The sequence below is a fragment of the Coriobacteriia bacterium genome, from assembly GCA_031292615.1.
GTDB lineage: Bacteria > Actinomycetota > Coriobacteriia > Anaerosomatales > JAAXUF01 > JARLGT01.
The window spans coordinates 1-23295 of sequence record JARLGT010000022.1 but is presented as its reverse complement, the minus strand read 5'-3'; the positions used below and the strand labels follow the sequence as shown (position 1 = coordinate 23295).

Below are 23295 nucleotides of genomic sequence, written 5' to 3'. Positions count from 1 at the left end.
TAGTTTTGTTGTGGCGGCGTGCCTGTTCTTATATCGTTCACGTATGACAAGGTTTGGGGGAGGGTCCCGCATGGGACTTTCCGCCTGTTGTTTTGGGTCGGTAACCAGCGAGGAGTGTGGGTATGGCGAAGATTTCACTGGCCGGATTCAAGGATCCGGTCCGGCGACCGCGCTACATCATCTGGACGGCAGTCGCCGTCTTGGTGTTTGCGGCGTTCATGGTACCGGTACTGGGGGTGACTTCTTCTCGCTGGTTCTGCGCCGAGAGCTGCCACAAGGTGCAGGACGACACGATCGTGGCTTACGAACACTCGTCGCACTCTGAGATCAGTTGCATGGCCTGCCACATGCCCCTCAATGCGAACCCGATCATCTTCCTGATGCACAAGGCCGAGGCTCTCGGCGAACTTGCTCAGACGGTCACCAACAACTACGACCTTCCTCTTAACAAGGAAAGCGAAGTTGCTCTCACGATGACGTCCGCGCAGTGCACGCAGTGTCACAACCTCAAGACCCGCAAGGTCAGTCCAAGTCCGGGCATCAAGATCAATCACGACACGCACCTGGACAAGGGCATCACCTGCACGATCTGCCACAACCGTATCGCGCACAACGAGGACTTCCCGCTGCAGCTCACCGACCCCAGGACTGGGAAGCCGAGTACGAAGCACGCCAACTTCATGAGCATGACCGCGTGCTTCCGTTGCCACGGCCTGGAGACCGGTTCGCCGGCGCCGGGCACCTGCGCTCTGTGCCACACGCCTGGTTTCGAGCTCAAGCCTCCCAGCCACCTGCAGGCCGACTTCTTCCCGAAGCAGCACGCAAAGCTGGCGCTCGAGGCCTACGACTCAGTGCAGGAGGCCCTCAAGGAGAGCAAGGACGCCTCGGCTTCTCCTGAGCGCAAGAGTGAGTGGAAGACGAGCACGGACACCAAATTGACCCTCGGCCAGAAGCTCGTGCCGGTCAACGAGGTCTACTACTGTGGCACCTGCCACAAGACGCAGTTCTGCAACGACTGCCACGGCACGGACATGCCGCACTCCGACGAGTTCAAGAAGCCGAAGGACGCCACCGATCCACTCGGCCACCCCGCAATCTCGGCTCAGATTCCGGACAAGTGCGTCATGTGCCACACCAAGGACGACCCGAACTTCTGCAACAAGTGCCACCATGGCACGCAGCTGGCCGGCTACACGTTCAACCCCGCCGAGCCGTGGACCACGCAGCACCCGAAGGCAGTTGCCAAGTCTGGCATCAAGTCCTGCCTCGGATGCCACGCCACGTCCTTCTGCTCGGACTGCCACACGAGGAACAAGGTATTCCCGTCGTCGCACAAGGCCGCCGGCTGGCTCCACGGCCCCAAGCCGCCGATGACGGCGTACGGCTCCACCCCGGCGTCCCCGTCGGCCGGTCACGCCCTCGCGGCGCTCGACTCGACCGAGACCTGCGCCGTGTGTCACGGTCCTGGCGGCACGTCGGCACCGTTCTGTGTCGCTTGCCACAAGACCCAGATGCCTCACACCGACCAGTTCAAGACGACGCCCGGTGTCCACGCCACGCAGGGTCGTGCGAACCCCGCGCTCTGCGCGAACTGTCACACGTGGCCCGAGCTGTGCAGCAACTGCCACCACGTCGGCTCTTCGACGACCCAGTCCTGGATCTCGATCCACGGAACCAAGGTCGAGGCTGCAGGCCCGGCATCGTGCGCCAAGTGCCACGCAGACAAGAGCTTCTGTCAGAACTGTCACCAGAAGAACAAGGTCATGCCCGCGTCTCACAAGGCATCCAACTTCTTGAAGATGGCGCCGCCGAACGTTGGTACGCACGCAGCCCTGTACCAGAAGGATGGAACGCTGTGCACCTACTGCCACGCTGGTGATCCGGCCACGCTGACGAGCTCTGCCTTCTGCATGGCCTGCCACAAGCTGGAAATGCCGCACGCTCAGGGCTTCGGCCTCAAGGACGCCTCGGCGGGTCCTGTGGGCGGCAACGGTGGAGCGCACGTCGACCTGCTGAACACCGGCAAGTCGAACGTTGCAGTGTGTGCGAACTGTCACGACACCACCTACTGCGACGCATGCCACCACAAGAACGGTTACGTGGCTGGTCAGGCTTGGCTGAAGTACCACCCGGCCACCGTCAACAAGAGCGGTGCGGCGAGCTGCTATGACAGCAAGAATGGTGGCCAGACAGGCTGCCACGCCGAGGCGTTCTGCTCGGACTGCCACGTCAACCGTGCAGCGCAACTGAAGAAGCAGGGCTTCTAGCCACAAGCCTTGTATCGGCAACGCCGAGGAGCCCGGCCCCGAGAGGGTCGGGCTCCTCTCTTTGGCGCCACGAAGCGTGCAGGTCACGAAGCCAGACAAAGGCGAGAATCGCGCTTTGCGCTCGGGGGAAGGGCGTGCTAGCATAGCGCCTCGCCGGGATGTGGCTCAGCTTGGTAGAGCGCTCGGTTCGGGACCGAGAGGTCGTGGGTTCGAATCCCGCCATCCCGACCATCCGGACGCAAGACGGCAGGCCTCCTTTTGGGGGCCTGCCGTTCGGCTTCGTAAGGGGTTGTGTTGCTACAAGCGGTGCTCCACTGGATGGGCTATGGCCTGTGCCACCAGCTTCCCGAGCGGTCGTTCTTCGGGGGTGGCGTCCAGCTGCCGGTCTGCGCGCGCGATACAGGGATCTACATCGGCGTGCTGGTTTCGCTCGCGCTCATCTCCTGGCTCCACCGGGGTTCTCGGCCACGCGAGCTACCTACGCGCTCCGGATGGATCGCTATCGCGCTGATGATCGGGGCGATGGCGCTTGACGGCGGGACCGAGTACGCGGGACTTCGGTCGACCAATAACGAGCTGCGGCTCATCACCGGCCTTCTGGCCGGATTCGCCATCGGTGCGGTCATCACGCCGATGCTCAACGACGAGTTGTGGCGCACCGGCTCGCAGGAGCGCGTGCTCAACACGCCTCGGCGCCTGGCAATCTGGATTGCTGCAGTTCCGGTGACGTACGCGGTCGTGTACTGGGGACTGCCTCTCCTGGGGGTGGGCTACCCGATTCTAGCCGCGCTCGCGATCGTCGGGACGCTGACCTCCGTCAACCTGATCATGGTGTGCATGCTCCCGCCGTTCGAACGCCGCGCCGAGCGCCTGAGCCAGGCACTGGCGCCGATTGCCGTGGCGGTAGCTGTGGCGTTTCTCGAGATGTGGCTGGCGGGCCTCCTGCGAGGCGCGCTTGTCGCCCTAGCGATTCGCCTCGCAGGCGCTAGGTAGTAGGCGCTCGGGATCTCGATGTCAGACCCGTCCGGTACTGTCTGCGAACAGACGTTCGTAGGAGGTATCGGATGGGCTACACACAGACCGGTTCCAGCTTCACACAGCTACTGACTCGGCTCGCCGAGGAGGCCATCGCACGCGACGTACTTCCCGAGGTCGCCGAGGAGGCACTTCGCGCCACGCGGCAGGGGGTGCGCGTGCCTGCCGGACCGGTGAGCCCCCAGACTGCGCGACGCACCGAGGCGTACTTCTCGGCGGTCGTGCGGCGCAGGAGCGTGCGCCGGCAGGGTTCGCCGAGAGCAGCAGCGCGCTTTGTGGTGGCCACCGTCGTCGAGGACCTGCGCTCCTCAGGGCGCAGTGGTACCGACATCTGGGATGAGCTGGAGCGCGGCTGGGCTAAGCAAGTGCCTGTCGATGTGCTCGAGGAGTACCGCTTGCGCCTGTGCGGCTAGTGGTTCCCGACGAACAGCACGGCGCCCTGCTCGGAGATTGCCCACAGCCGCTTTGTGCTGAGCGGGCCATTCGGGCGCCCGGTGGCTTCAATCACGATGATGGCCGGCTCGCCGCTCACGGTGGCCTTCTCGACGTAGACGGGGACGCCTCGCGTGTCCGAGGGCAGGATCTTGGTCACCAGATCCGCAGCGGCTGCTGCTGCCGCATCGCGCTGGCGCAGGCCGGTGAGCGCGTCGTGTCGCAGCTTGGCGACGTCACTAGGTGTCTGGGAGGCGAGTTTGCTGATATCGGCCTTCGAGTAGAGTGTGGCCAGGCTCTCGGTTGTATAGGTGCCGCCATGCTCGACCCATTCAGGGCCGGTCGGGCCGCAGCCTGCGAGGGCTGTCGCGGAGACGACGAACAGCGCGAGCACGGCGAGCAGGAGCATGAGGCGGGACATGCGGCGCACTTCGGGACCTCCGTGGTCGGGTATGACCATACTAGTGTAAACGCCGCCCGCTCTCAGTGTGTCCGGTCACCAGGAGGTCTCCTTGCAGTCGCTCATTGCCTTTGCATCCGATTTCGGTCTTGAAGACACATGGGTGGGCGTATGCCACGCAATCATCTTGCGTGCCTGTCCGATGGCTCAGATTGTCGATCTGGGTCACCAGATCCCGCCCTTTGACATCCGCAAGGCAGCGGCGATGGCGGCCTCGGGCGTATACCAGCTTCCCGACGCGATCCATCTGGTCGTTGTCGACCCGGGCGTTGGTGGAGGGCGCCGTGACCTGTGCATCATCACCAAGCAGGGGACGAGACTCGTCGGTCCCGACAACGGAGTCTTGCTGCCTGCGGCGTGGCGCGCAGGTGGCGTTGCCGAGGCCTATGCGCTGGACGCCGTCAAAGTCGACCATCGCGGCCCGCTGCCGACGTTTCATGCCCGAGACGTCTTAGCGCCCGCGGCCGCGGCACTTGCCTGCGGTGTTGAGCCGTCTTCACTCGGCTCGCCGGTCAGTGCGGATGATCTGGTGCCAGCGCCGTTCGGTCGCTACGTCGTTGACGGCGTCTACGTGCGTGGCGAGGTCCTCGAGGCCGACCGCTTTGGCTCACTGCGATTCAATATCCCGGTTGAGGACATCGACGCGCTTGGCCTCAGGGTGCAGACGCTGGAGGTGGGTCTCGGCCACAACAATCTCACGGTGCCCTTCATGCGCACATTCTCCGACGTGACCGAGGGGGACCCGGTGGCTCTGGTTGACTCCTCGGGCTGGCTGACGCTCTCGGTCAACATGGGCAATGCGATGGATCGTTATGGCGTCGAGCCTGGAACGCATGTCAACGTCCGTGCACTGACGTAGATGTCAGACCCGTCCGCTACGGTATCGCCGAGATGAGAATACGGCGGTGTCGAGAGGTGACAGGCCATGAAGCGCAACTACGTCAACGAGCTGGCCGAGGGCTCTAAGGTCGAGGCTCCCTTCGCCTTGAGGTCCAAGGAGATGCGTGCTGCGCGGACGGGTGAGGCGTACCTGTCGCTTGAGCTGGCCGATCGCACGGGTCAGATTGCGGCCGTTTGCTTCAGGCCGAGCCAAGACGCCTCGTCGGTTCCCGTCGGTGCTGTTGTCCAGGTGAAGGGCACGGTCACGACGTTTCGCGGAGTCAAGCGCATCTCGGTCGAGTCGATGCGGCCCGCCCAGCGCTGGGATGCCGAGGATCTGATCGCGCGCGGGGTTCGCTCGGGGGAGGATCTCACTCGCGAGTTCAAGGCGCTCGTCAACGGCGTGTCCGATCCCGAACTGCGCAAGGTGCTGCGCGCCGTATTCACGGACCGCGGCTTCTTCGAGCGTTTTGCAGAATGCCCGGGCTCGCAGGCCTATCACCACGCATACCTCGGGGGCCTGATCGAACACACCATCGCAGTGACGGCGCTCTGCCGCTCCCTGTCAGACCAGTACGCGGGTGTCGACCGAGACCTGCTCGTTACGGCCGCCCTCCTTCACGACATCGGTAAGTGCGAAGAGTTGTCCTTCGGCACCGCAATCGAGTTCACCGATGAAGGTCGACTGGTCGGTCACGTCGTTCTCGGACTTCGACTCGTCCGTGATGCGCTGGCTAGGGGGCGGGTTCGGGTGCCAGTCGAGCGGATGATGCTTCTCGAGCACGCGATCCTCTCGCACCACGGTGAGCTGGAGTGGGGTTCGCCCAAGCGGCCATCGACGATGGAGGCGCTGCTGCTGCACCACGCCGACAACTTGGACGCCAAGGCCGCGGGCTTCTCGGCGCTGCTCGCGGCGGCAGCCCGTGTCGACGAAGTGTGGACAGACGCGGGAAACCTGTTCCGACGTCCACTGTGGGCCCCCAGGGCCGCCGAGGACGACCGACCGGCTGCTTTGAGCGAGGATGCACCGTTCGGACGTCTCTCGGCCTAGAACGAGCTTGCAGACAGCGCCGCTTCATCGGCGGGTATCGACTAGAATCGTACAAACGGCTCCCTCGAGCCAAATGTCTCGTCGAATCAAGGAGTGAACGCCATGTCTGAATACCCGAAGGCCGAGATTGGCGTCTTCGGTGGCAGCGGTTTCTACGAGCTGCTCGATAGCCCGCGCGAGTACAAGGTCAACACGCCGTACGGTGCTCCGTCTTCTGCGGTCATGGTTGGGGAGATCGGTGGCCGGACGGTCGCCTTCTTGCCGCGCCACGGCAAGGACCACTCGCTGCCGCCGCACAAGATCAACTACCGCGCGAACCTCTGGGCCATGAAGGAGATCGGCGTTTCGCAGATCATCGGACCAAACGCGTGCGGCTCGCTGCAGCCCGAGATCGAGCCGGGACACTTCGTTATCTGCGACCAGTTCGTTGACCGCACGTGGGGCCGGATTGACACGTTTTACGACGGCCCAATCACGACACACGTGTCCTCGGCCGACCCTTACTGTCCCGCGATGCGCCAAGTTGCGATCGACAAGGCGCAGGCGCTCGGCATCACGGCCCATCCCACGGGCACCGTCGTTGTGATCCAGGGGCCACGCTTTTCGACCCGCTCGGAGTCCAAGTGGTTCGCCTCGCAAGGCTGGGAAGTCATCAACATGACCCAGTACCCTGAGGCTTACCTCGCCCGTGAGCTGGAGATCTGCTACGTCAATATCTCGCTGATCACTGACCATGACGCCGGGGCCGAAGGCGCCGAGCCAGTCTCCAACGACGAGGTCGTGCGCGTGTTTAACGAGAACAACAGTAGGGTCAAGGACCTCATCTACTCGATGATTCCGGCGCTTCCGAGCGTCCGTGAGTGCATCTGCTCGCATGCGCTTGAAGGCGCGGCGTTCTAGTTTCGACTGCGATTCCGGGGTCGGCCCGCCGCGCTGCCGGCGGGCCCACCGCCCTGCAAGCGGGCGGAGGCGGACGTGTTCGACATTCCATCGTTTCGGCTCGGCAAGATCTTTGGGATCCCGTTTGAGGTGAACCTGAGCTGGGTCGTTATCTTCGCGCTCGTCTCGGTGACGTTGGCGACCTCCTACTACCCAGCGATTCACGGCGCGGCGGGAGCGCCTGCATGGCTGCTCGGCGCGCTGGGGATCGTCACCGCGCTGCTCTTCTTCGCATCGATCCTTGCGCACGAGCTGTGCCACGCGCTTGTGACCAAGCTCGAAGGCGGCAACGTCGCCAAGATTACGCTGTTCATCTTCGGCGGCGTCGCCCAGATCGAAGAAGAGCCGCGCTCGCCGGGGCGCGAACTGTTGATGGCCGCGTCGGGGCCTCTGATGAGCCTGCTGATTGCGGGTAGCTGCTTTCTCGCCTACACACTCATGCTGGCGACATCGCCGTGGTGGTTCACAGCGCCGCTGGCCTACCTCGCGAGCATCAATCTATTCATCGGCCTGTTCAACCTGCTCCCTGGGTTTCCGCTCGACGGGGGGCGTGTGCTCCGTTCGATCCTCTGGGCGATCACGGGCGACATCCTGAAGGCGACCCGATGGGCTGCACGCTCTGGGCAGGTCATCGGATGGGGGCTTGTCGCGCTCGCGCTGTGGGGCGTGCTGTACCTCCACGACGGCGGCCTGGTCTGGTTCGGGCTGCTCGGCTGGTTCATCGCTTGGCTTGCTGGGGCAGCCTATCGGCAGCAGGAGGTCCAATCGCGCCTTGCCGGCCTGACTGTCGAGCGAATCATGACGTGGCACCCGGAGTACGTGGATGGCGAGCTGTCCGTGGAGGCACTCGTTCAAGATCACCTGCTCGGCCGCCAGCACAGCCGGTACCCCGTAATCTACCAAGGCGCGATCATCGGCCTCGTCTCGCTCGGCGACGTCAAGACGATCGCGCGCGCGGACTGGCCGTACGTCAAGGTCGCCGACATCACCGACAGAGACCTCGGCAACCTGAGCATCGACGCATCGACACCGGTGCAGTCCACGCTCGGCAGACTTGCGGGCGACAAGCCAGGTGCGTTGATGGTCGTGCGGGAGGGCCATCTTGCGGGAATCATCACTCGCTCCGACGTTCTAGACGTCTTGAACCGCTCGCCGCTAGGCTAGAGGCTGCAAAACATCGCACTTATCGGCGTAAGGTGCCGCTCGGCGTTCTGCTTCTTGTCCGACTTTGTAACAGTCGTTACGATTGAGACCGGAATCGACCGGCAGCGATTCGGGGTACAGCAGTGTCCACAGCTCAGGGTGAGCAGCGCATACCGCAAGGGGTGGTCGAACGACTCCCTGCGTACCTCAACGTCTTGCTGCACCTCAGGGGAGAGGGGAGCGAGACAGTCTCCTCGGCTCGACTCTCCGAACTCGCCGAGGTCAACGCCGCACAGATTCGCCGAGACCTCGCCTATTTCGGGCAGTTCGGGAAGCGCGGTGTCGGCTACGAGATCTCGCTGCTCACCGACCAGATCCAGCACATTCTCGGCTCCGATCACATCCAGCGCATCGCAATCGTTGGCGCGGGAAACCTCGGTGCCGCACTCGCTCGCTACGATGGCCTGCGCTCGCGGGGCTTCATCGTCGCTGGCGTCTTTGACAGCGACCCCCGCAAGATCGGCCAGCGCATCGGAGACCTGATAGTTCGCGACGTCAACGAACTCGAACGCGTCGTCTCCGAGCAGAACATCCGATTCGGCGTCATCGCGGTTCCCGCCGACGAGGCACAGACGGTCGCCAATCGTCTGTGCAAAGCTGGAATCCGCGTCATAGTGAACTACTCGACCGCGTTTGTTGATGTGCCGCACGATGTCACGCTGCACAACACGGACCCGGTTCGTGAACTGCTCCATACTCTTTACTACCTGTCACGCGCTGAGAGCGTGGCGAGAGCATAAGACTGGTGGTACGCTACTTGCGGCATACAGCCGGTCGACCGGCATCGACCGATACCTACTCGTACGGAGGCACCACATGAAGCTCTTCGAGCCCCAGGTCCTGATCATCATCCTCATCATCGTGCTGATCATCTTCGGCCCGAAGCAGCTGCCGCAGCTGGGCAAGTCGCTGGGCAAGACGATGAAGTCGATCCGCGACGGCGCGGAGGGCAAGGACGAGGACGAGGAGCTTCCCGCAGCCGAGGCGGCTGCCAAGGCCGAGGCCGAGAAGAAGCCTGCTGCCAAGGACGCCGAAGAGTAGCCCGCCCTCCCAACGCACGCTTTCAACGCGCGCCCACCTGCGGCGCGCGTTGTTGTATCCGACTTCCGATTGCGCGGCCCTGCGCCGCTGGAGGTAGCAATGTTGATGAAGCTCTTGTCGCCCGGAGGGCTGATCGTTATTGCCATCATCGTGGCGATAATCTTCCTGCCCCGCAGGCTGCCCGACGCTGCGAAGAAGATACGCAAACCGATGCGCGCGTTCCCCGACGAGCCTAGCTCTCCAGAGGACGCCGAAGCCAAGTCATCTGACAAACCGCAGCAGCCCTAGCCAGACAGATGTGATTCACGGTTGTAAGCTCCACGCATTCGTATATACTGCGGTGGACATTCTGCCGGGCTGCCTTGAACCACTTCGCGGGCAGCCCTCGCGTTACCCGCCACGCAGCGCGCAAGACGCGCGCGGACGTGACCTGATACGGAGCCTCAGATGAACAAAGATATCGCACTTACCGCCGAGGGCCAGACCAAGCTCGAAGATGAGCTCAGGCATCTCGAGACGGTCCGCCGCCGAGAGGTCGGGGAGCGCATCAAGGAGGCCAAGGAGTTCGGGGACATCTCCGAGAACTCTGAGTACGACGACGCCAAGAACGAGCAGTCGTGGGTGGAGAGCCGCATCCTTGAGGTCACCCAGATCCTCGCGAGCGCAACCATCATCGATGCACCCAAGACCAACCCCACCAAGGTGACGCTGGGCAGCAAGGTCGAGCTTGAGACTGCTGACGGCGCGAAGCGCACCTATCAGGTCGTTGGTTCCGCCGAGGCCGATCCTTCCGCCGACAAGATCTCCAACGAGTCACCGGTCGGTGCCGCAATCCTCGGCCACAAGAAGGGCGACACCGTCAAGGTGACCACGCCCTCGGGCAAGGTCATCGAGTACACCGTCCTCGCGATCACTCGATAGTCCGCATGGCCGACGAGGAGATCACCTCCGCCGAGAACCCCGAAGCCGCCGTCGAAGACGACCCGTTCGTCGTTCGCCGAGCCAAGCTCGACGCGCTTCGCGCCGCCGGCCAGCAGCCCTATCTCGATAGTTGGGACGTCACTGCGCGCGCTGCACAGCTCGAGGCCGACTACGCTGGGCTCGAGACGGGCGCTGAGACCGAGGACGTTGTCAGCGTCGCCGGGCGAGTCGTCGCCAAGCGCGACCAAGGCAAGGTCATCTTCCTTGTCATCCGCGATGCCACCGGTGACCTGCAGCTCTTCACGCGCATCAACATCGTGGGCGAGGACGCGTTCGAGGCCATCAGGAACCTCGATCTTGGCGACTGGGTCGGCGCGGTAGGCGCAGTGCTCCGCACGCGCCGAGGCGAGCTGTCCGTCGCCCCGACGGCCGTCACGCTGCTCTCCAAGTCGCTGCGCCCGCTGCCAGACAAGCACTCCGGCCTGAGCGACACCGAGACCCGCTATCGTCAGCGCTATGTCGACCTGATCGTCAATCCCGAAGTGCGTGACGTCTTCACGACGCGCTTCAAGATCGTTGCTGCGATTCGCCGCTACATGGAGGAGCAAGGCTACCTCGAGGTCGAGACGCCGATGCTGCACCCCATCCCCGGCGGTGCAACCGCAAAACCGTTCGTTACGCACCACAACGCGCTGGACATGGAGTTCTATCTGCGCATCGCGCCGGAGCTCTACCTCAAGCGCCTGCTCGTGGGTGGATTCGAACGCGTCTACGAGATCAACCGCTCGTTTCGCAACGAGGGCATCAGCGTGCGGCACAACCCGGAGTTCACGATGCTCGAGGCCTACGAGGCGTTCGGCAATATGAACTCGATGATGGACTTGACCGAGGGCATCATCATCAGCTCCGCCCAGCAGGTTCTCGGCACGCTCGACATCACCTAGCAGGGCACGGAGGTCTCGCAGCGAGGCCGCTGGCGCCGCGCGAGCATGATCGAGCTCACCAGAGCCGAGGCCGGCGAGGACGTCAGCTTCGCGCGAAGCCTCGACGAGCTGCGCGCGCTGTGCGACAAGCACGACGTCACGTGGGAGACGGGCTTCGGTAAGGGCAAGCTCATCACCGAGCTGTTCGAGAAGCTCGTCGAGCACACGCTCGTCGAGCCGACGTTCGTGACGATGTATCCCGCCGAGATCTCCCCGTTAGCTCGCCGCAACGACGACGACCCCGAGCTGACCGATCGCTTCGAGCTCATCATCACCGGCCGAGAGTTCGCCAACGCATTCTCGGAACTCGTCGACCCGGTGGATCAGCGCGAGCGCTTCGAAGCGCAGGCCACTGCGAAGGACGCCGGCGACGATGAGGCGATGTGGGTCGACACCGACTACCTGCGCGCGCAGGAGTACGGCATGCCTCCGGCTGGCGGCATGGGCTTGGGCATCGACCGCCTCGTCATGCTTCTGACCGACTCGGCGTCGATTCGTGACGTGTTGCTCTTCCCGCACATGCGCCCGGAAGCTGAGTAGCGCTCCAAGCGTTCTGCTCGGCGGGAAATCTAAGTGCGGTAGACTCAAGTCTCTGGCATTTCCCTTGCTTTCAGTGCCGTACCCGTCATTGGTTGTCAGACTCGGCGGGTATACTTCCGATACATGCACTGATGAATGCTTCCGGCGGGTACCCCGCCGATGCGATAGGGAGGGCGCTCATGTTCGAGCGATTCACCGAGAAGGCACGCCGGGTGGTTGTATACGCCCAAGAAGAGGCGCGCATGCTCAATCAGAACTACATCGGCACCGAGCACCTGCTGCTCGGGCTCATTCGCGAGCAGGACGGAATCGCAGCCAAAGCGCTCGAGTCGCTCAACATCTCGCTTGAGGACGTCCATGCGCAGGTCGAAGACCTTATCGGCCGAGGCACGTTCGTGCCCACCGGGCACATCCCCTTCACGCCGCGTGCAAAGAAGGTCTTGGAGCTCTCGCTTCGCGAGGCGCTGCAGCTGGGACACAACTACATCGGTACCGAGCACATCCTCCTCGGCCTGATCCGTGAGGGCGAGGGCGTGGCCGCGCAGGTGCTACTCAACCTCGGCGCCGATCTCGAGAAGGTCCGCTCGGCAGTTATCCAGCTGCTCTCCGGCCACTACGGCAAGCCCAGCGAGCCCGGCGAAGAGCGTCGCGGCGGCGGAGGCGGCGGCACGGCGCTACTCGACGAGTTCGGCCGCAATCTCACGCGCCAAGCGCGCGACGGGAAGCTCGATCCGGTCATCGGCCGCGCGAGCGAGATCGAACGCGTCATGCAGATCCTGTCGCGTCGCACGAAGAACAATCCGGTCCTGATCGGCGAGCCGGGCGTGGGCAAGACCGCCGTCTCCGAGGGCCTCGCGCAACGCATCTCGTCTGACGAGGTGCCCGAGACGATCAAGGACAAGCAGCTCTACACGCTGGACCTTGCAGCGCTCGTCGCCGGCAGCAAATATCGCGGCGAGTTCGAGGACCGGCTCAAGAAGGTCATGAAGGAGATCCGCGAGCGCGGAGACATCATCCTGTTCGTCGACGAGATGCACACGCTCGTGGGCGCAGGTGCCGCTGAGGGCGCAATCGACGCGGCCAGCATCATCAAGCCCGCGCTCGCCCGCGGCGAGCTGCAGACCATCGGAGCCACCACGCTCGACGAGTACCGCAAGTACGTCGAGAAGGATCCCGCGCTCGAGCGTCGCTTCCAGCCCATCACGGTTGGCGAGCCCAGCGTCGAAGAGACGATTCAGATCCTCAAGGGTCTGCGCGACCGCTACGAAGCACACCACCGCGTCACCATCACCGACGAGGCGCTCGTCGCTGCCGCCAACCTGGCCGACCGCTACATCTCCGACCGCTTCCTGCCCGACAAGGCCATCGACCTGATGGACGAGGCCGGCGCCAAGATGCGCATCAAGATGATGACGGCACCTCCTGGTGTCAAAGAGGTCGACGACCGACTGCGTCAGGTACGCACTGAGAAGGAAGCGGCCATTGAGGCTCAGGAGTTCGAGAAGGCCGCCGCACTGCGCGACCGCGAGAAGCAGATCCTTGCCGAGAAACGCCAGATGGAAGAGGAGTGGCTCAAGCCCGACACGCGGCGCGTCGTCGAGGTCACGGAGCACGAGATCGCCGAGGTCGTGTCGATGTGGACCGGCGTGCCGGTTACCGCGCTGACCGAGGAGGAGACCGCCAAACTCCTACGGATGGAGACGGTGCTGCACGAGCGAATCGTCGGGCAGGACGAGGCTGTCGTCGCGGTCAGCAAGGCGATTCGCCGTGCACGCGCTGGCCTGAAGGACCCGCGTCGTCCCAGCGGCTCGTTCATCTTCCTCGGCCCGTCGGGCGTGGGTAAGACCGAGCTGTCCAAGGCTCTCGCGAACTTCCTGTTCGGCAGCGAGGATTCTCTCATCAGCCTCGACATGTCCGAGTACATGGAGAAGCACACGGTGTCGCGCCTGGTCGGCTCGCCTCCTGGCTACGTTGGCTTTGACGAGGGCGGCCAGCTTACCGAGGCCGTGCGCCGCAAGCCATACTCCGTGATCCTGTTCGATGAGATTGAGAAGGCCCACCCGGACGTCTTCAACATCCTGCTCCAGATTCTGGAGGAGGGCCGATTGACCGACGCCCAAGGTCGCAAGGTCGACTTCAAGAACACCATCATCATCATGACGAGCAATATCGGCGCCCGCGACATCGTCAAGCAGACCACGCTGGGCTTCGCCCCGCAGGACGCGGACGGCGGCATCGGCTACGACATGGTCAAGGAACGCGTCACTGGCGAACTCAAGAAGGCTTTCAAGCCCGAGTTCCTCAACCGTGTCGACGAGGTCATCGTCTTCCACGACCTGAGCCACGAGGAGATCGAGCAGATCGTCGACCTGATGGTCGACCGCCTGCGCGACCAGCTCCTGCTCCAAGGCTTCGGAATCACGCTGAGCCCGGAAGCCCGCAGCCTGCTAGCACTCGAAGGCTTCGACTCGACGCTCGGCGCCCGTCCCTTGCGCCGCGCAATCCAGCGCAGCCTCGAAGACCCGCTCTCCGAGCAGATTCTCGGCGGCAACTGGACCGCTGGCGACGTAATCGAGGTCTACGTCGAGGATGGCAAGGCCGCGTTCCGCAAGGGCGAGGGTAGTGTGGCTATCCCGTCACACCGCGCGCCCAAGAGCGTGGACGCACAGGTAAAGACGATGGTCGAGCGCAGTTCGTCGGGTCGCGGCGGTGCCGCCTCCGGCGGCGCGGCCGGCGAGTAGCGTATGGCCAAAGCCCGCAGCTCATGGCGGTGTCAGAACTGCGGGGCCTCAGCCCCGCGTTGGATGGGCCGCTGCAACGACTGCGGTGAGTTCGGTAGTTTCGTTGAGGAGATCGTGCAGCCTGTCGGGTCAAACCGGCAGGCTGCACGTGTATCTGTCCAGCCGGTCGGCCTGGACGCGGCGGGTGCTGTCGAGGCGACTCGCACCTCGACCGGCATAGCAGAGCTCGACCGTGTGCTGGTCGGCGGGCTGGTTGGCGGGTCGCTGGTGTTGCTGGGTGGCGAGCCGGGCATCGGCAAGTCGACGCTCCTGCTTCAGGCGGCCGACGCCTTGGGGCGCTCGGGCGCCGATGTGCTCTACGTCTGCGGAGAGGAGTCGCCGCAGCAGGTAGGGCTTCGCGCGCGAAGGTTGGGCGTCTCCTCGGAACGCGTATCGCTTCTGCCCGAGCTGGACGTCGCTGTCGTTGAAGCAGCGGTGCGTCAACGAAAGCCGGCAGTTCTCGTAGTCGACTCGATACAGACTGCTTTCGACTCCGAGCTGGCGGGGGCGCCGGGCAGCGTCGGGCAGGTGCGCGCATGCACGGCTCGGCTGATGCGCGCCGCGAAGGACCTCGGCGTCATCACGCTCATCGTCGGTCACGTCACCAAGGACGGCGCGATTGCCGGCCCCCGCGTACTCGAGCACATGGTCGATGCGGTCCTGTACTTCGAAGGCGACCGCGACCACGCTTTCCGCATCGTTCGCGCGGTGAAGAACCGGTTCGGCTCGGCAAGCGAGATTGGCATCTTCGAGATGGCGGAGGCCGGGCTTCTCGGCGTGGGGTCGCCCTCGGCCGCGCTGCTGGCCGAGCGGCACGAGGCGGTGCCGGGCTCGGCGGTCATGGCCGCGATGGAGGGCACGCGTCCGCTGCTCGTCGAGGTACAGGCGCTCGTCACGCCGAGCTACCTTCCGGCCCCGCGGCGTCTTGCAAACGGCATCGACACCGGTCGCCTGCTGCAGGTCATCGCGGTTCTCGAGCGCCGAGCGGGACTCTCCTTTGCCGGCCAGGACGTGTATGTCTCGGTGGTCGGCGGGCTGCGTATCGTCGAGCCTGCGGTCGACCTGCCGCTCGCGCTCGCGTTGGCCTCGGCACTCAAGGACAGGCCGGTGCCACTCGATGTCGCCGCGTTCGGAGAGTTGGGGCTCACCGGTCAGGTGCGGCCCGTCGCCCAAGCCTCGGCACGTCTGAAGGAAGCGACCCGCCTGGGCATGAAGCGGGTCTATGGTGCGGCACCGGCGTCGATGAAGGCCGCAGCTGGCTCCGCACTGCAGGATGTGGCGACGATCTCGGATGCGCTGAAGGTGCTCTCATGAGCACGCCGGCCGATGCAACCGCGGTCGCCGTAGGCGCCGACCAGCAGAATCCTGTTACTCCGGCAGCTCGGTCGTGGCAGAATCTATCCGACACCCTCAATCAGACGGGACTCCCGGTGATCGACCAGCGAACGAGAGAGATGCTTCGCGAAGAGCTTCGGAAGGTCGCTCCAGGCACTCGCCTCCGTGAAGGTCTGGACATGATTCTTGCCGCCGGAACCGGCGCGCTGGTCGTCATCGGCGACGAGGCCGCCGTCAACGATGTCTGCAACGGTGGCTTTGCTATCGACACGCCGTTTACTCCGCAGCGTCTCTTCGAGCTCGCGAAGATGGACGGCGCGATCATTCTCGACCACAACGCCGAGCGCATTCTGCGCGCCAACGTGCATCTGGTCCCCGACGCGACGCTGCCTACCTCCGAGACTGGCATGCGCCACCGCACTGCCGAGCGCGTGAGCCGCCAGACCAACGCGCTGGTCATCTCTGTTTCGCAGCGCCGAGAAGTAGTCAGCCTCTACCTGCGCGGACGCCGCGTGACCCTCGAGAACACCGAGGTTCTGCTGGCGAAGGCCAACCAGGCGCTCTCCACCCTGCAGAACTACCGCACCCGTCTCGATGAGGTGCTCGACCGCCTTACCCACCTGGAGTTCGACGATACCGTCACGCTCGGCGACGTCGCCGAGGCGATCGGTCGCTTCGAGATGGCGCAGCGCGTCAACCGCGAGGTCAGCCGCTACATCGGGGCGCTCGGCACCGAGGGCCGCCTCGTCCAAATGCAGGCCGACGAACTCTCGGCCAACATCGACGACGCCTACCAGCTCCTCATCCGCGATTACGCGTCGGAGCCGACGCTCCGACACGCCACCGCCATCATGCTGCGCCTGCGCGACCTCCCGCTCGAGCGCTTGCTCGAGGCCGACGCTGTGGCTCACGAGCTCGGCCTGACTGCTTCGGACCGCGCCGAGCAGCACGTCCGCTCGCGGGGCTATCGCGTGCTGGCGCAGATTCCGGCGCTACCCGCCACGGTGGTCAGCCGCATCATCGAGCGCTTCACGTCGCTCCCGGCGCTCGTGCGCGCCAGCGTCGCCGATCTCGACGAGGTCGATGGCGTGGGGACTCGGCGGGCCAAAGCAATCGTCAACGGACTGGCTCGGATTCGCGCACACACTGCGGCCTAGCGGCGAATCTCCACATTTCGCGCACGTCCAGCGTCTGTAGTGCGCCCGTCTGGATGCCGATAACCCCTGTGTTAGCATCCATTTCATACGAGGCTCCTGACCAAGGGGCCACCACGCCAACCGACAGGGAGGTGAGGGCGCGCGGCCTACCAAGCCGCGAACGCCAGACCCATGATCCAGGCAATGACCCGTTTCTTGTTCGTAACGGGGGGTCTCCTGGGCGGGTATGCAGTCACGAGACTAGTTCCATGGCAGACAGAACTCGGTGTTCCCCAGTACTACGTCATCTTCCTATTCATCATCCTTGGGGCAGCAATCGGGTACGTCTTCGGCGGGATCGTCGGCCGAGAGCTAACCGTCTTGTGGCGAGAAGCCGAGCACAGGGTGCGGGAGATCGCCCCCGCAGACCTCTTGCTGGGAACCGCCGGACTTATCATCGGCCTCCTTGTCGCGCTTCTTGCGTCTCAGCCTTTGCGTCTCCTCACACCCGAGTGGCTGTCGGTCGCTGTGACCGGCGTGCTCATGCTCGTGAGCGTTTACGTCTTCGTGAACGTCGCCCTGTGGAAGCGTCGAGACTTCGCCGCGATGTTCCCTCGCCTCGCACCGGTAGAGCTGATGACCGCCGATGAACGCACGGTGGTGCTCGACACTAGCGCCATCATCGACGGCCGTTTCGTCGAGCTGCATCGCCTCGGCTTTCTTCCGGGTACGCTCCGAGTGCCGCGCTTCGTGCTCGGCGAACTGCAGACGCTGGCCGACTCGGCCGACGACACGCGTCGTGCTCGCGGGCGGCGAGGCCTCGACTTGCTCGCCGCGCTGCCCGAGAACGAGCGCGTCCAGGTGTTCGAAACCGACTACCACGACACGGCGGCGGTCGACGACAAGCTGCTTCGACTCTCTACCGACGTCAAGAGCGCGCTGGTCACCGTCGACTACAACCTCGCCAAGGTCGCACGGGTTCGCGGCATCGAGGTCCTGAACCTCAACGACGCCGCCACATCCCTGCGTCCGAACTACCTGCCCGGCGAACTCATCCGGCTCAAGATCGCGAAGCCAGGCAAGGAAGCCGAGCAGGGCGTGGGCTACCTCGACGATGGCACGATGGTCGTCGTGCAGGGCGGGCGGAGCCACGTCAACCACGAGATCGACGTGGAGGTAAGCAGCGTGCTACAGACATCGGCGGGGCGCATGATCTTCGCCCGAGCCAACCAGGATGACGCGGACGAGGCCAGCGCATGAGCGAGCCTCGCACCGCAGCCATTATCGTCGCGGGTGGCACTGGAGAGCGGCTCGGTCGCGCCGGAGGCAAGCAGCTAGCCGAGGCGCTGGGCAGGCCGGTGCTCTCTTGGACGCTGGCCGCATTCGAAGCTGCTCCCGAGGTCGGCCTGATCGTTGTGGTCTGCCACCCCGACCGGATCGCCGAGTACCGACTGGTCGCTGTCGATCCGCTCGCACTCGCAACGCCGGTGGCCTTCGCACCTGGCGGTGACACGCGCCAAGCGTCTGTCGCAAGTGGGCTTGAGCAGGTGCCGGAGAGCGTGCGGACCGTGCTCGTACACGATGGCGCCCGCCCGCTGGTGACATCCGAACTCATCGCCGATGTGCTCGCCGCACTTAGCGCAGACTCGACGGCGGACGGCGTAGTGGTCGGCTATCCTGCCGTCGACACATTGAAGGTGGTGGCCGGCAACGAGATCGCGGCTACCCCCGAGCGCGCCCGTTTCTGGGCGGTGCAGACTCCGCAGATCTTCCGCGCCGAGCCGCTGCGCGCTGCATACTCCGCCGCCAAGGCCGACGGGTTTCTCGGCACGGACGACTCGTCGCTCGTCGAACGCAACGGCGGGCGGGTGCTGGTGTTCGAGGGTCCACGCGATAACATCAAGGTGACGGTCGCCGAGGACCTCGTCCTCGTGGAGGCAGCGTTGCGATTCCGACAGAGCGGGAGCTAGGCATGATGCGCATCGGGCTCGGCTATGACGTGCACGCGTTTGCCGAGGGTCGCAAGCTGATCTTGGGCGGCGTGGAGATCGAGCACGAGCGCGGGTTGCTCGGCCACTCGGACGCCGATGTGCTGGCGCATGCGCTGGCCGACGCGGTGTTGGGGGCTTTGCGCGCCGGCGATATCGGCAAGCTGTTCCCCGACACCGACCCCGCCTACACTGGGGCGAACTCCATCGAGCTGCTGGAGCGCGTCGGACAGCTCGCGACGGACCAGGGCTGGTGCGTCGTGGACGCGGATTGCGTGCTCATTCTCGAGCGCCCGAAGGTCTCAGAGTACCGCGATGCCATGCGCGCGAACCTTGCGCGAGCTCTGGGAGTCGCCACCGAATGCGTCGGGCTGAAGGCCACGACGACTGAGGGCCTCGGCTTTGAAGGGCGCGAAGAAGGTGTCGGCGCGCAAGCCGTCGTACTGATCCAGCGCGTCTGGCCTGCCCACGAGCTCGGTTAGCACTGCTAGACTGGTCGGACAGGCTTTCCTGACCGCTGCGCAAGCTGGCCACACTCAACAGGCGGGGCGATGTTCGACCGACTGCGCGAAGACATCAAGAGCGTCAAAGATCGCGACCCGGCGGCAACATCTGCGGCGAGCGTTCTGCTCAACTATCCCGGCATTCACGCCTTGTGGGCCCACCGGTTCAACCACTGGCTGTGGAATCATGGCCGACACGGGCTTGCCCGTTGGGGCTCTCAGGTCGTCCGCTTCCTTACCGGTATCGAGATCCATCCTGGTGTCACGATTGGTCGGCGCTTCTTCATCGACCACGGTATGGGCGTGGTCGTTGGCGAGACCACGGTTATCGGCGACGACGTCACGCTCTATCAGGGCGTAACTCTCGGCGGCACAGGCAAGGAGCACGGGAAGCGCCATCCAACGCTGGAGAACTGCGTCATTGTTGGCGTGGGCGCGACGGTGCTCGGCAACATCACGATCGGTCACGGCAGCAGAATCGGCGGCGGCGCGGTGGTGATCGAGAGCGTCCCGCCGCAGTGCACGGTGGTCGGCATCCCCGGCCGCGTTGTGCGCCGGGGCGGAAGCCGAGTCGACACGATCGACCTGCACCACGAGGACTTGCCCGACCCCGTCGTCGAGATGTTCCGTGCGCTTCAGCGGCGCATCGACCGGATCGAAGAGCGCTGTCCGAGTGGCCCGCTGCCGCCGGAGGACAAGGGCGACGAGGTCATCATCGAGGCCGACGACGGCTCCATTACCGTGGAGTTCGAGGGCGGCCAGGCGTGGGACGTGTCGACCGAGAGTCACAAACAGCGTTGATACCTCGCAAGGAAAGGGAACCGATGCGCGTCTACAACACGTTGAGCCGCACGAAGGAAGAGTTCGTACCTCGTGAGCCCGGCAAAGTCGCGATGTATGTCTGCGGCCCAACCGTCTACAACTACATCCACATCGGCAACGCTCGGACGTTCTTGTCCTTCGATGTGATTCGCCGCTACCTGAAGCACCGCGGGTTTGACGTCACGTTCATCCAGAACGTCACCGACGTGGACGACAAGATCATCAATCGGGCCAACGAAGAGGGCATCCCGGCCGCCGAAGTTGCGACGAAGTACACCGAGGCGTTCATCAGCGAGATGCGCGCGCTCGGCGTTGAGGACCCGACGATCCGCCCGCTGGCTACCGAGACGATTCCGGCGATGATCGACCTGATCGAGCGGCTCATAGCTTCCGAGCACGCGTACGCGGTGGGTGGCGACGTCTACTTCTCGGTCCGCAGCTTTCCCGAGTACGGCAAGCTGTCTGGCCGAGATATCGACGAGATTCACACCGTCGCTCGCATCGACGCCGACGACCGCAAGCGCGACCCGCTCGACTTCGCGCTGTGGAAGGCTGCCAAGCCTGGCGAGCCGCACTGGCCGAGCCCGTGGGGCGAAGGGCGCCCCGGCTGGCACATCGAGTGCTCGGCGATGTCGGAGATGGAGCTCGGACTGCCGTTCGATATTCACGGTGGCGGCAGTGACCTGATCTTCCCGCACCACGAGAACGAGATTGCGCAGTCCGAGGCTGCTACCGGCAAGCAGTTCTCGCGCTACTGGCTGCACGGCGGCATGCTACAGATCAACCACGAGAAGATGAGCAAGTCCCTCGGCAACTTCCTGCTGCTCAAGGACGTCATGGCCCACTACGACCGCAACATTATCCGGCTCCTCATGCTGCAGACGCACTACCGCAGCTCGCTCGATTTCTCGGACACGCGTCTCGAAGAGACGATCCACGCATACGAGCGCCTCTCCAACCTCGTGCGCAACCTGCGTTGGGCGCGCGACTTGGCTGCGTGTGGATTCGGCGTCCCCGGTGATGCACTCGACGGCCTGAAGGCGTCGATCGCAGCAACGGGTGAGAAGTTCGACGCCGATATGGACGACGACTTCAACACCGCCCGAGCGCTGGCCTCGGTCTTCGAACTCGCGCGCGCGGCCAACACGTTCCTCGCCAAGTACCAGGTCGACCTGTGCGAAGAGGACCGCGACGTGCTGTGCCAGGCCGAGGACAAGGTCGTCGACCTACTGTGTGTACTGGGCATCGAGATCGGCGAGGGTGAGAAGGCAGCCTATCCGCCGGCCGTGCTGGATCTGGCCAAGGACGTCGCGGGCTACGAAGGTGCCGACGCGCAGGAAGCCGTCGACGCCATGCTTGCAACTCGCGCAGCCGCTCGCGTTCAGAAGAACTGGGAGCTGGCAGACGCGGTCCGAGACGGGCTGAACCGGCTGGGCTTCGTCATCGAGGACACGCAGCAGGGCGCGCGCGTCATCTACAAGCCGTAGGAGGCGCGAAACAGCATGGCCGCTATCGAGGGGCGCAACGCAGTGTTCGAGGCGCTTAGAGCGGGCATGCCCATTCGCCGCGTCATGATCGCCGAGGGCACCAAGCCGGATCGAACGCTCGACGAGATTGCGCACCTTGCGGCCGAGGTCGGCGTCGAGGTCGCCCGCGTCCCCAAGCGCGAGTTGGATGCGCAAAGCGAGCGTGGCGCGCACCAGGGCGTGATCGCCGATGCAGCGCCCTACAAGTACGCTTCGCTCGACGATGTCTTGGCGCGCGCGCAGGGCAAGGAGCGGTCGCTCATCATCGCGCTCGACCACATCACCGACCCCGGCAACCTGGGCGCCATCGTCCGCACCGCCGAGGTCGTGGGCGCCGATGGCGTGCTCGTGGCGAATCGCCGCGCTGCGGCGGTGACGCCCGCTGCCTACAAGGCGTCGGCTGGAGCGCTCGCACACGTTGCGCTTGCGCAGGAGGCCAACATCGTGCGGTCGCTCGTCCGCTGCAAGGAGGAGGGCTACTGGATAGCCGGAGCCTCCGAGCACTCGAAGCAAAGCGTGTGGGACGCACCGCTCGAAGGGCGGGTCGTGCTGGTCATGGGCTCGGAGGGCGAGGGGTTGGCCCGACTGACTCGAGAGACCTGCGACTTCCTCGTGAGCCTCCCGCAGGCCGGCAAGGTCGGCTCGCTGAACGTCGCGCAGGCTACCACCGCCATCGCCTACGAGTGGCTGCGCCGAGCAGCGGCGACCGAGGCGTGAAGCGACCCATGCGCACGTTGATTGTCGATGGCTACAACGTTATCAAGCAGACGCCGCCCTACTCCCACCTCGCCGAGGACGATCTGGACGCCGCGCGCGCCGCGCTGGTCTCCGACGTGTCGGCGTTCGCGCATGGGGAGTGGAAGGCGACGGTTGTCTTCGATGGCCACAACAACCGAGCCTCCGACGGCGTGTCGCATCACGTCGCCGGCGTAACCGTCATCTTTTCGCGCTTCGGCATCGACGCCGACTCGGTGATCGAGTCGCTCGCTCGAGTCGCGCGCGAGCGTGGGGACGAGACAACCGTCGTGACCTCCGACGCCGCGACGCAGTGGGCGGTGCTCGGCGGAAGCATCGCTCGGATGTCGTCGGCCGAGTTCTCCGACGAGCTTCGAGACGGCAGCCGAGAGTGGACAGAGCATGCTCCGGCGGGGAGTACCTCAGGCCGTCTCGAGGACCGAATCTCCGCCGACACAAAACTGCGTTTGTGGCGCTGGGCTCGGGGCATTGACTAGCGCGCTGAACTGGGGTTTCTTTGGTATCAATTGTGCGCCATCCTGCCCCGATTTGTGACCGTTGACACGCCGTTACCGTAGGAATAAGGTCGCGTGGTGGGTCTGCTAGCCCGCACCGTGCCGGCGGTGCCGTCCATCCCCTCAGGGGACGAATCTTAGGGCTGCAATTGTGCGGAGGGGGTCCGCAGTGTTGGAGCACCATGTACCCGCGGTGCACCGCGT

The 23295-nt window shown here is 64.6% G+C and carries 24 protein-coding genes and 1 tRNA gene; 24 read left to right on the top strand and 1 reads right to left on the bottom strand.

Annotated features, from left to right (window positions below; genetic code table 11):
- Window positions 1–122: 122 nt before the first annotated feature.
- The 4 genes from P4L93_02240 (at window position 123) to P4L93_02225 (ending at window position 3715) form a co-directional block, all read left to right on the top strand.
- Window positions 123–2267, top strand: a complete 2145-nt coding sequence (locus P4L93_02240; protein ID MDR3685765.1) for a cytochrome c3 family protein — start codon at window positions 123–125, stop codon at window positions 2265–2267.
- A gap of 154 nt (window positions 2268–2421) precedes the next feature.
- A tRNA-Pro gene (locus P4L93_02235) sits at window positions 2422–2498 on the top strand.
- Window positions 2499–2561: 63 nt separating this feature from the next.
- Window positions 2562–3260 (top strand): DUF2085 domain-containing protein, encoded by a 699-nt coding sequence (locus tag P4L93_02230; protein MDR3685764.1) that lies wholly within the window; start codon window positions 2562–2564, stop codon window positions 3258–3260.
- 71 nt (window positions 3261–3331) lie between these two features.
- Window positions 3332–3715 carry a hypothetical protein gene (locus P4L93_02225; protein MDR3685763.1) on the top strand — a complete coding sequence of 128 codons (384 nt, stop codon included), beginning with the start codon at window positions 3332–3334 and terminating at the stop codon, window positions 3713–3715.
- Here P4L93_02225 and P4L93_02220 read toward each other — a convergent pair.
- Window positions 3712–4164 (bottom strand): hypothetical protein, encoded by a 453-nt coding sequence (locus P4L93_02220; GenBank protein ID MDR3685762.1) that lies wholly within the window; start codon window positions 4162–4164, stop codon window positions 3712–3714. The genes P4L93_02225 and P4L93_02220 overlap by 4 nt on opposite strands.
- 82 nt (window positions 4165–4246) lie before the next feature.
- On the opposite strand from P4L93_02220, the gene P4L93_02215 reads away from it, so the two are divergent.
- From P4L93_02215 to P4L93_02120, 20 genes are all read left to right on the top strand, one after another.
- On the top strand, window positions 4247–5053 hold the full coding sequence (locus P4L93_02215; GenBank protein MDR3685761.1) for an SAM-dependent chlorinase/fluorinase: 807 nt from the start codon (window positions 4247–4249) through the stop codon (window positions 5051–5053).
- A 66-nt stretch (window positions 5054–5119) separates the two neighbouring features.
- Window positions 5120–6124, top strand: coding sequence for an HD domain-containing protein (locus P4L93_02210; GenBank protein ID MDR3685760.1), 1005 nt, complete (start codon window positions 5120–5122; stop codon window positions 6122–6124).
- Window positions 6125–6226: 102 nt separating this feature from the next.
- Window positions 6227–7024 (top strand): S-methyl-5'-thioadenosine phosphorylase, encoded by a 798-nt coding sequence (locus tag P4L93_02205; GenBank protein ID MDR3685759.1) that lies wholly within the window; start codon window positions 6227–6229, stop codon window positions 7022–7024.
- Between the two features lie 75 nt (window positions 7025–7099).
- Window positions 7100–8227 carry a site-2 protease family protein gene (locus P4L93_02200; GenBank protein ID MDR3685758.1) on the top strand — a complete coding sequence of 376 codons (1128 nt, stop codon included), beginning with the start codon at window positions 7100–7102 and terminating at the stop codon, window positions 8225–8227.
- Between the two features lie 122 nt (window positions 8228–8349).
- A complete protein-coding gene (locus P4L93_02195; GenBank protein ID MDR3685757.1) occupies window positions 8350–9006 on the top strand; it encodes a redox-sensing transcriptional repressor Rex in 657 nt (218 codons plus the stop codon).
- A gap of 76 nt (window positions 9007–9082) precedes the next feature.
- Entirely contained in the window at window positions 9083–9307 is a 225-nt protein-coding gene (gene tatA, locus P4L93_02190) for a twin-arginine translocase TatA/TatE family subunit (GenBank protein MDR3685756.1), read from the top strand.
- 105 nt (window positions 9308–9412) lie between these two features.
- On the top strand, window positions 9413–9595 hold the full coding sequence (locus P4L93_02185; GenBank protein ID MDR3685755.1) for a twin-arginine translocase TatA/TatE family subunit: 183 nt from the start codon (window positions 9413–9415) through the stop codon (window positions 9593–9595).
- Window positions 9596–9754: 159 nt separating this feature from the next.
- Complete coding sequence (gene greA, locus P4L93_02180) at window positions 9755–10228, top strand: transcription elongation factor GreA (GenBank protein ID MDR3685754.1); 474 nt, start codon at window positions 9755–9757, stop codon at window positions 10226–10228.
- 5 nt (window positions 10229–10233) lie between these two features.
- Window positions 10234–11172, top strand: a complete 939-nt coding sequence (locus P4L93_02175) for an OB-fold nucleic acid binding domain-containing protein (protein ID MDR3685753.1) — start codon at window positions 10234–10236, stop codon at window positions 11170–11172.
- A 45-nt stretch (window positions 11173–11217) separates the two neighbouring features.
- Window positions 11218–11751: a hypothetical protein gene (locus P4L93_02170; protein ID MDR3685752.1), complete on the top strand. Its 534-nt coding sequence runs from the start codon at window positions 11218–11220 to the stop codon at window positions 11749–11751.
- A 179-nt stretch (window positions 11752–11930) separates the two neighbouring features.
- Window positions 11931–14492, top strand: a complete 2562-nt coding sequence (locus P4L93_02165; protein ID MDR3685751.1) for an ATP-dependent Clp protease ATP-binding subunit — start codon at window positions 11931–11933, stop codon at window positions 14490–14492.
- Between the two features lie 3 nt (window positions 14493–14495).
- Window positions 14496–15845, top strand: coding sequence for a DNA repair protein RadA (gene radA / locus P4L93_02160; protein MDR3685750.1), 1350 nt, complete (start codon window positions 14496–14498; stop codon window positions 15843–15845).
- Entirely contained in the window at window positions 15842–17023 is a 1182-nt protein-coding gene (gene disA / locus P4L93_02155) for a DNA integrity scanning diadenylate cyclase DisA (protein MDR3685749.1), read from the top strand. The genes radA and disA overlap by 4 nt, the downstream gene beginning before the upstream one ends.
- 183 nt (window positions 17024–17206) lie before the next feature.
- Window positions 17207–18262, top strand: a complete 1056-nt coding sequence (locus P4L93_02150) for a PIN/TRAM domain-containing protein (GenBank protein MDR3685748.1) — start codon at window positions 17207–17209, stop codon at window positions 18260–18262.
- Window positions 18259–18972 (top strand): 2-C-methyl-D-erythritol 4-phosphate cytidylyltransferase, encoded by a 714-nt coding sequence (gene ispD, locus P4L93_02145; protein MDR3685747.1) that lies wholly within the window; start codon window positions 18259–18261, stop codon window positions 18970–18972. The genes P4L93_02150 and ispD overlap by 4 nt, the downstream gene beginning before the upstream one ends.
- A 2-nt stretch (window positions 18973–18974) precedes the next feature.
- Window positions 18975–19472 (top strand): 2-C-methyl-D-erythritol 2,4-cyclodiphosphate synthase, encoded by a 498-nt coding sequence (gene ispF, locus P4L93_02140; protein MDR3685746.1) that lies wholly within the window; start codon window positions 18975–18977, stop codon window positions 19470–19472.
- Window positions 19473–19541: 69 nt separating this feature from the next.
- A complete protein-coding gene (cysE, locus tag P4L93_02135) occupies window positions 19542–20294 on the top strand; it encodes a serine O-acetyltransferase (GenBank protein MDR3685745.1) in 753 nt (250 codons plus the stop codon).
- Between the two features lie 23 nt (window positions 20295–20317).
- The gene (cysS, locus tag P4L93_02130; protein ID MDR3685744.1) at window positions 20318–21802 is read left to right on the top strand and encodes a cysteine--tRNA ligase; all 1485 of its coding nucleotides are present in this window, start codon (window positions 20318–20320) and stop codon (window positions 21800–21802) included.
- Window positions 21803–21817: 15 nt separating this feature from the next.
- Complete coding sequence (gene rlmB / locus P4L93_02125) at window positions 21818–22558, top strand: 23S rRNA (guanosine(2251)-2'-O)-methyltransferase RlmB (protein MDR3685743.1); 741 nt, start codon at window positions 21818–21820, stop codon at window positions 22556–22558.
- A gap of 8 nt (window positions 22559–22566) precedes the next feature.
- Window positions 22567–23073 (top strand): NYN domain-containing protein, encoded by a 507-nt coding sequence (locus tag P4L93_02120; protein ID MDR3685742.1) that lies wholly within the window; start codon window positions 22567–22569, stop codon window positions 23071–23073.
- Window positions 23074–23295: the final 222 nt, after the last annotated feature.

Bases quoted from the DNA above. Each gene is read 5' to 3' on its own strand.
- P4L93_02240 (MDR3685765.1), top strand. From the start codon at position 123: ATGGCGAAGATTTCACTGGCCGGATTCAAGGATCCGGTCCGGCGACCG.
- P4L93_02225 (MDR3685763.1), top strand. From the start codon at position 3,332: ATGGGCTACACACAGACCGGTTCCAGCTTCACACAGCTACTGACTCGG.
- P4L93_02210 (MDR3685760.1), top strand. From the start codon at position 5,120: ATGAAGCGCAACTACGTCAACGAGCTGGCCGAGGGCTCTAAGGTCGAG.
- P4L93_02205 (MDR3685759.1), top strand. From the start codon at position 6,227: ATGTCTGAATACCCGAAGGCCGAGATTGGCGTCTTCGGTGGCAGCGGT.
- tatA (MDR3685756.1), top strand. From the start codon at position 9,083: ATGAAGCTCTTCGAGCCCCAGGTCCTGATCATCATCCTCATCATCGTG.
- P4L93_02185 (MDR3685755.1), top strand. From the start codon at position 9,413: ATGAAGCTCTTGTCGCCCGGAGGGCTGATCGTTATTGCCATCATCGTG.
- greA (MDR3685754.1), top strand. From the start codon at position 9,755: ATGAACAAAGATATCGCACTTACCGCCGAGGGCCAGACCAAGCTCGAA.
- P4L93_02175 (MDR3685753.1), top strand. From the start codon at position 10,234: ATGGCCGACGAGGAGATCACCTCCGCCGAGAACCCCGAAGCCGCCGTC.
- P4L93_02170 (MDR3685752.1), top strand. From the start codon at position 11,218: ATGATCGAGCTCACCAGAGCCGAGGCCGGCGAGGACGTCAGCTTCGCG.
- P4L93_02165 (MDR3685751.1), top strand. From the start codon at position 11,931: ATGTTCGAGCGATTCACCGAGAAGGCACGCCGGGTGGTTGTATACGCC.
- radA (MDR3685750.1), top strand. From the start codon at position 14,496: ATGGCCAAAGCCCGCAGCTCATGGCGGTGTCAGAACTGCGGGGCCTCA.
- disA (MDR3685749.1), top strand. From the start codon at position 15,842: ATGAGCACGCCGGCCGATGCAACCGCGGTCGCCGTAGGCGCCGACCAG.
- P4L93_02150 (MDR3685748.1), top strand. From the start codon at position 17,207: ATGACCCGTTTCTTGTTCGTAACGGGGGGTCTCCTGGGCGGGTATGCA.
- ispD (MDR3685747.1), top strand. From the start codon at position 18,259: ATGAGCGAGCCTCGCACCGCAGCCATTATCGTCGCGGGTGGCACTGGA.
- ispF (MDR3685746.1), top strand. From the start codon at position 18,975: ATGATGCGCATCGGGCTCGGCTATGACGTGCACGCGTTTGCCGAGGGT.
- cysE (MDR3685745.1), top strand. From the start codon at position 19,542: ATGTTCGACCGACTGCGCGAAGACATCAAGAGCGTCAAAGATCGCGAC.
- cysS (MDR3685744.1), top strand. From the start codon at position 20,318: ATGCGCGTCTACAACACGTTGAGCCGCACGAAGGAAGAGTTCGTACCT.
- rlmB (MDR3685743.1), top strand. From the start codon at position 21,818: ATGGCCGCTATCGAGGGGCGCAACGCAGTGTTCGAGGCGCTTAGAGCG.
- P4L93_02120 (MDR3685742.1), top strand. From the start codon at position 22,567: ATGCGCACGTTGATTGTCGATGGCTACAACGTTATCAAGCAGACGCCG.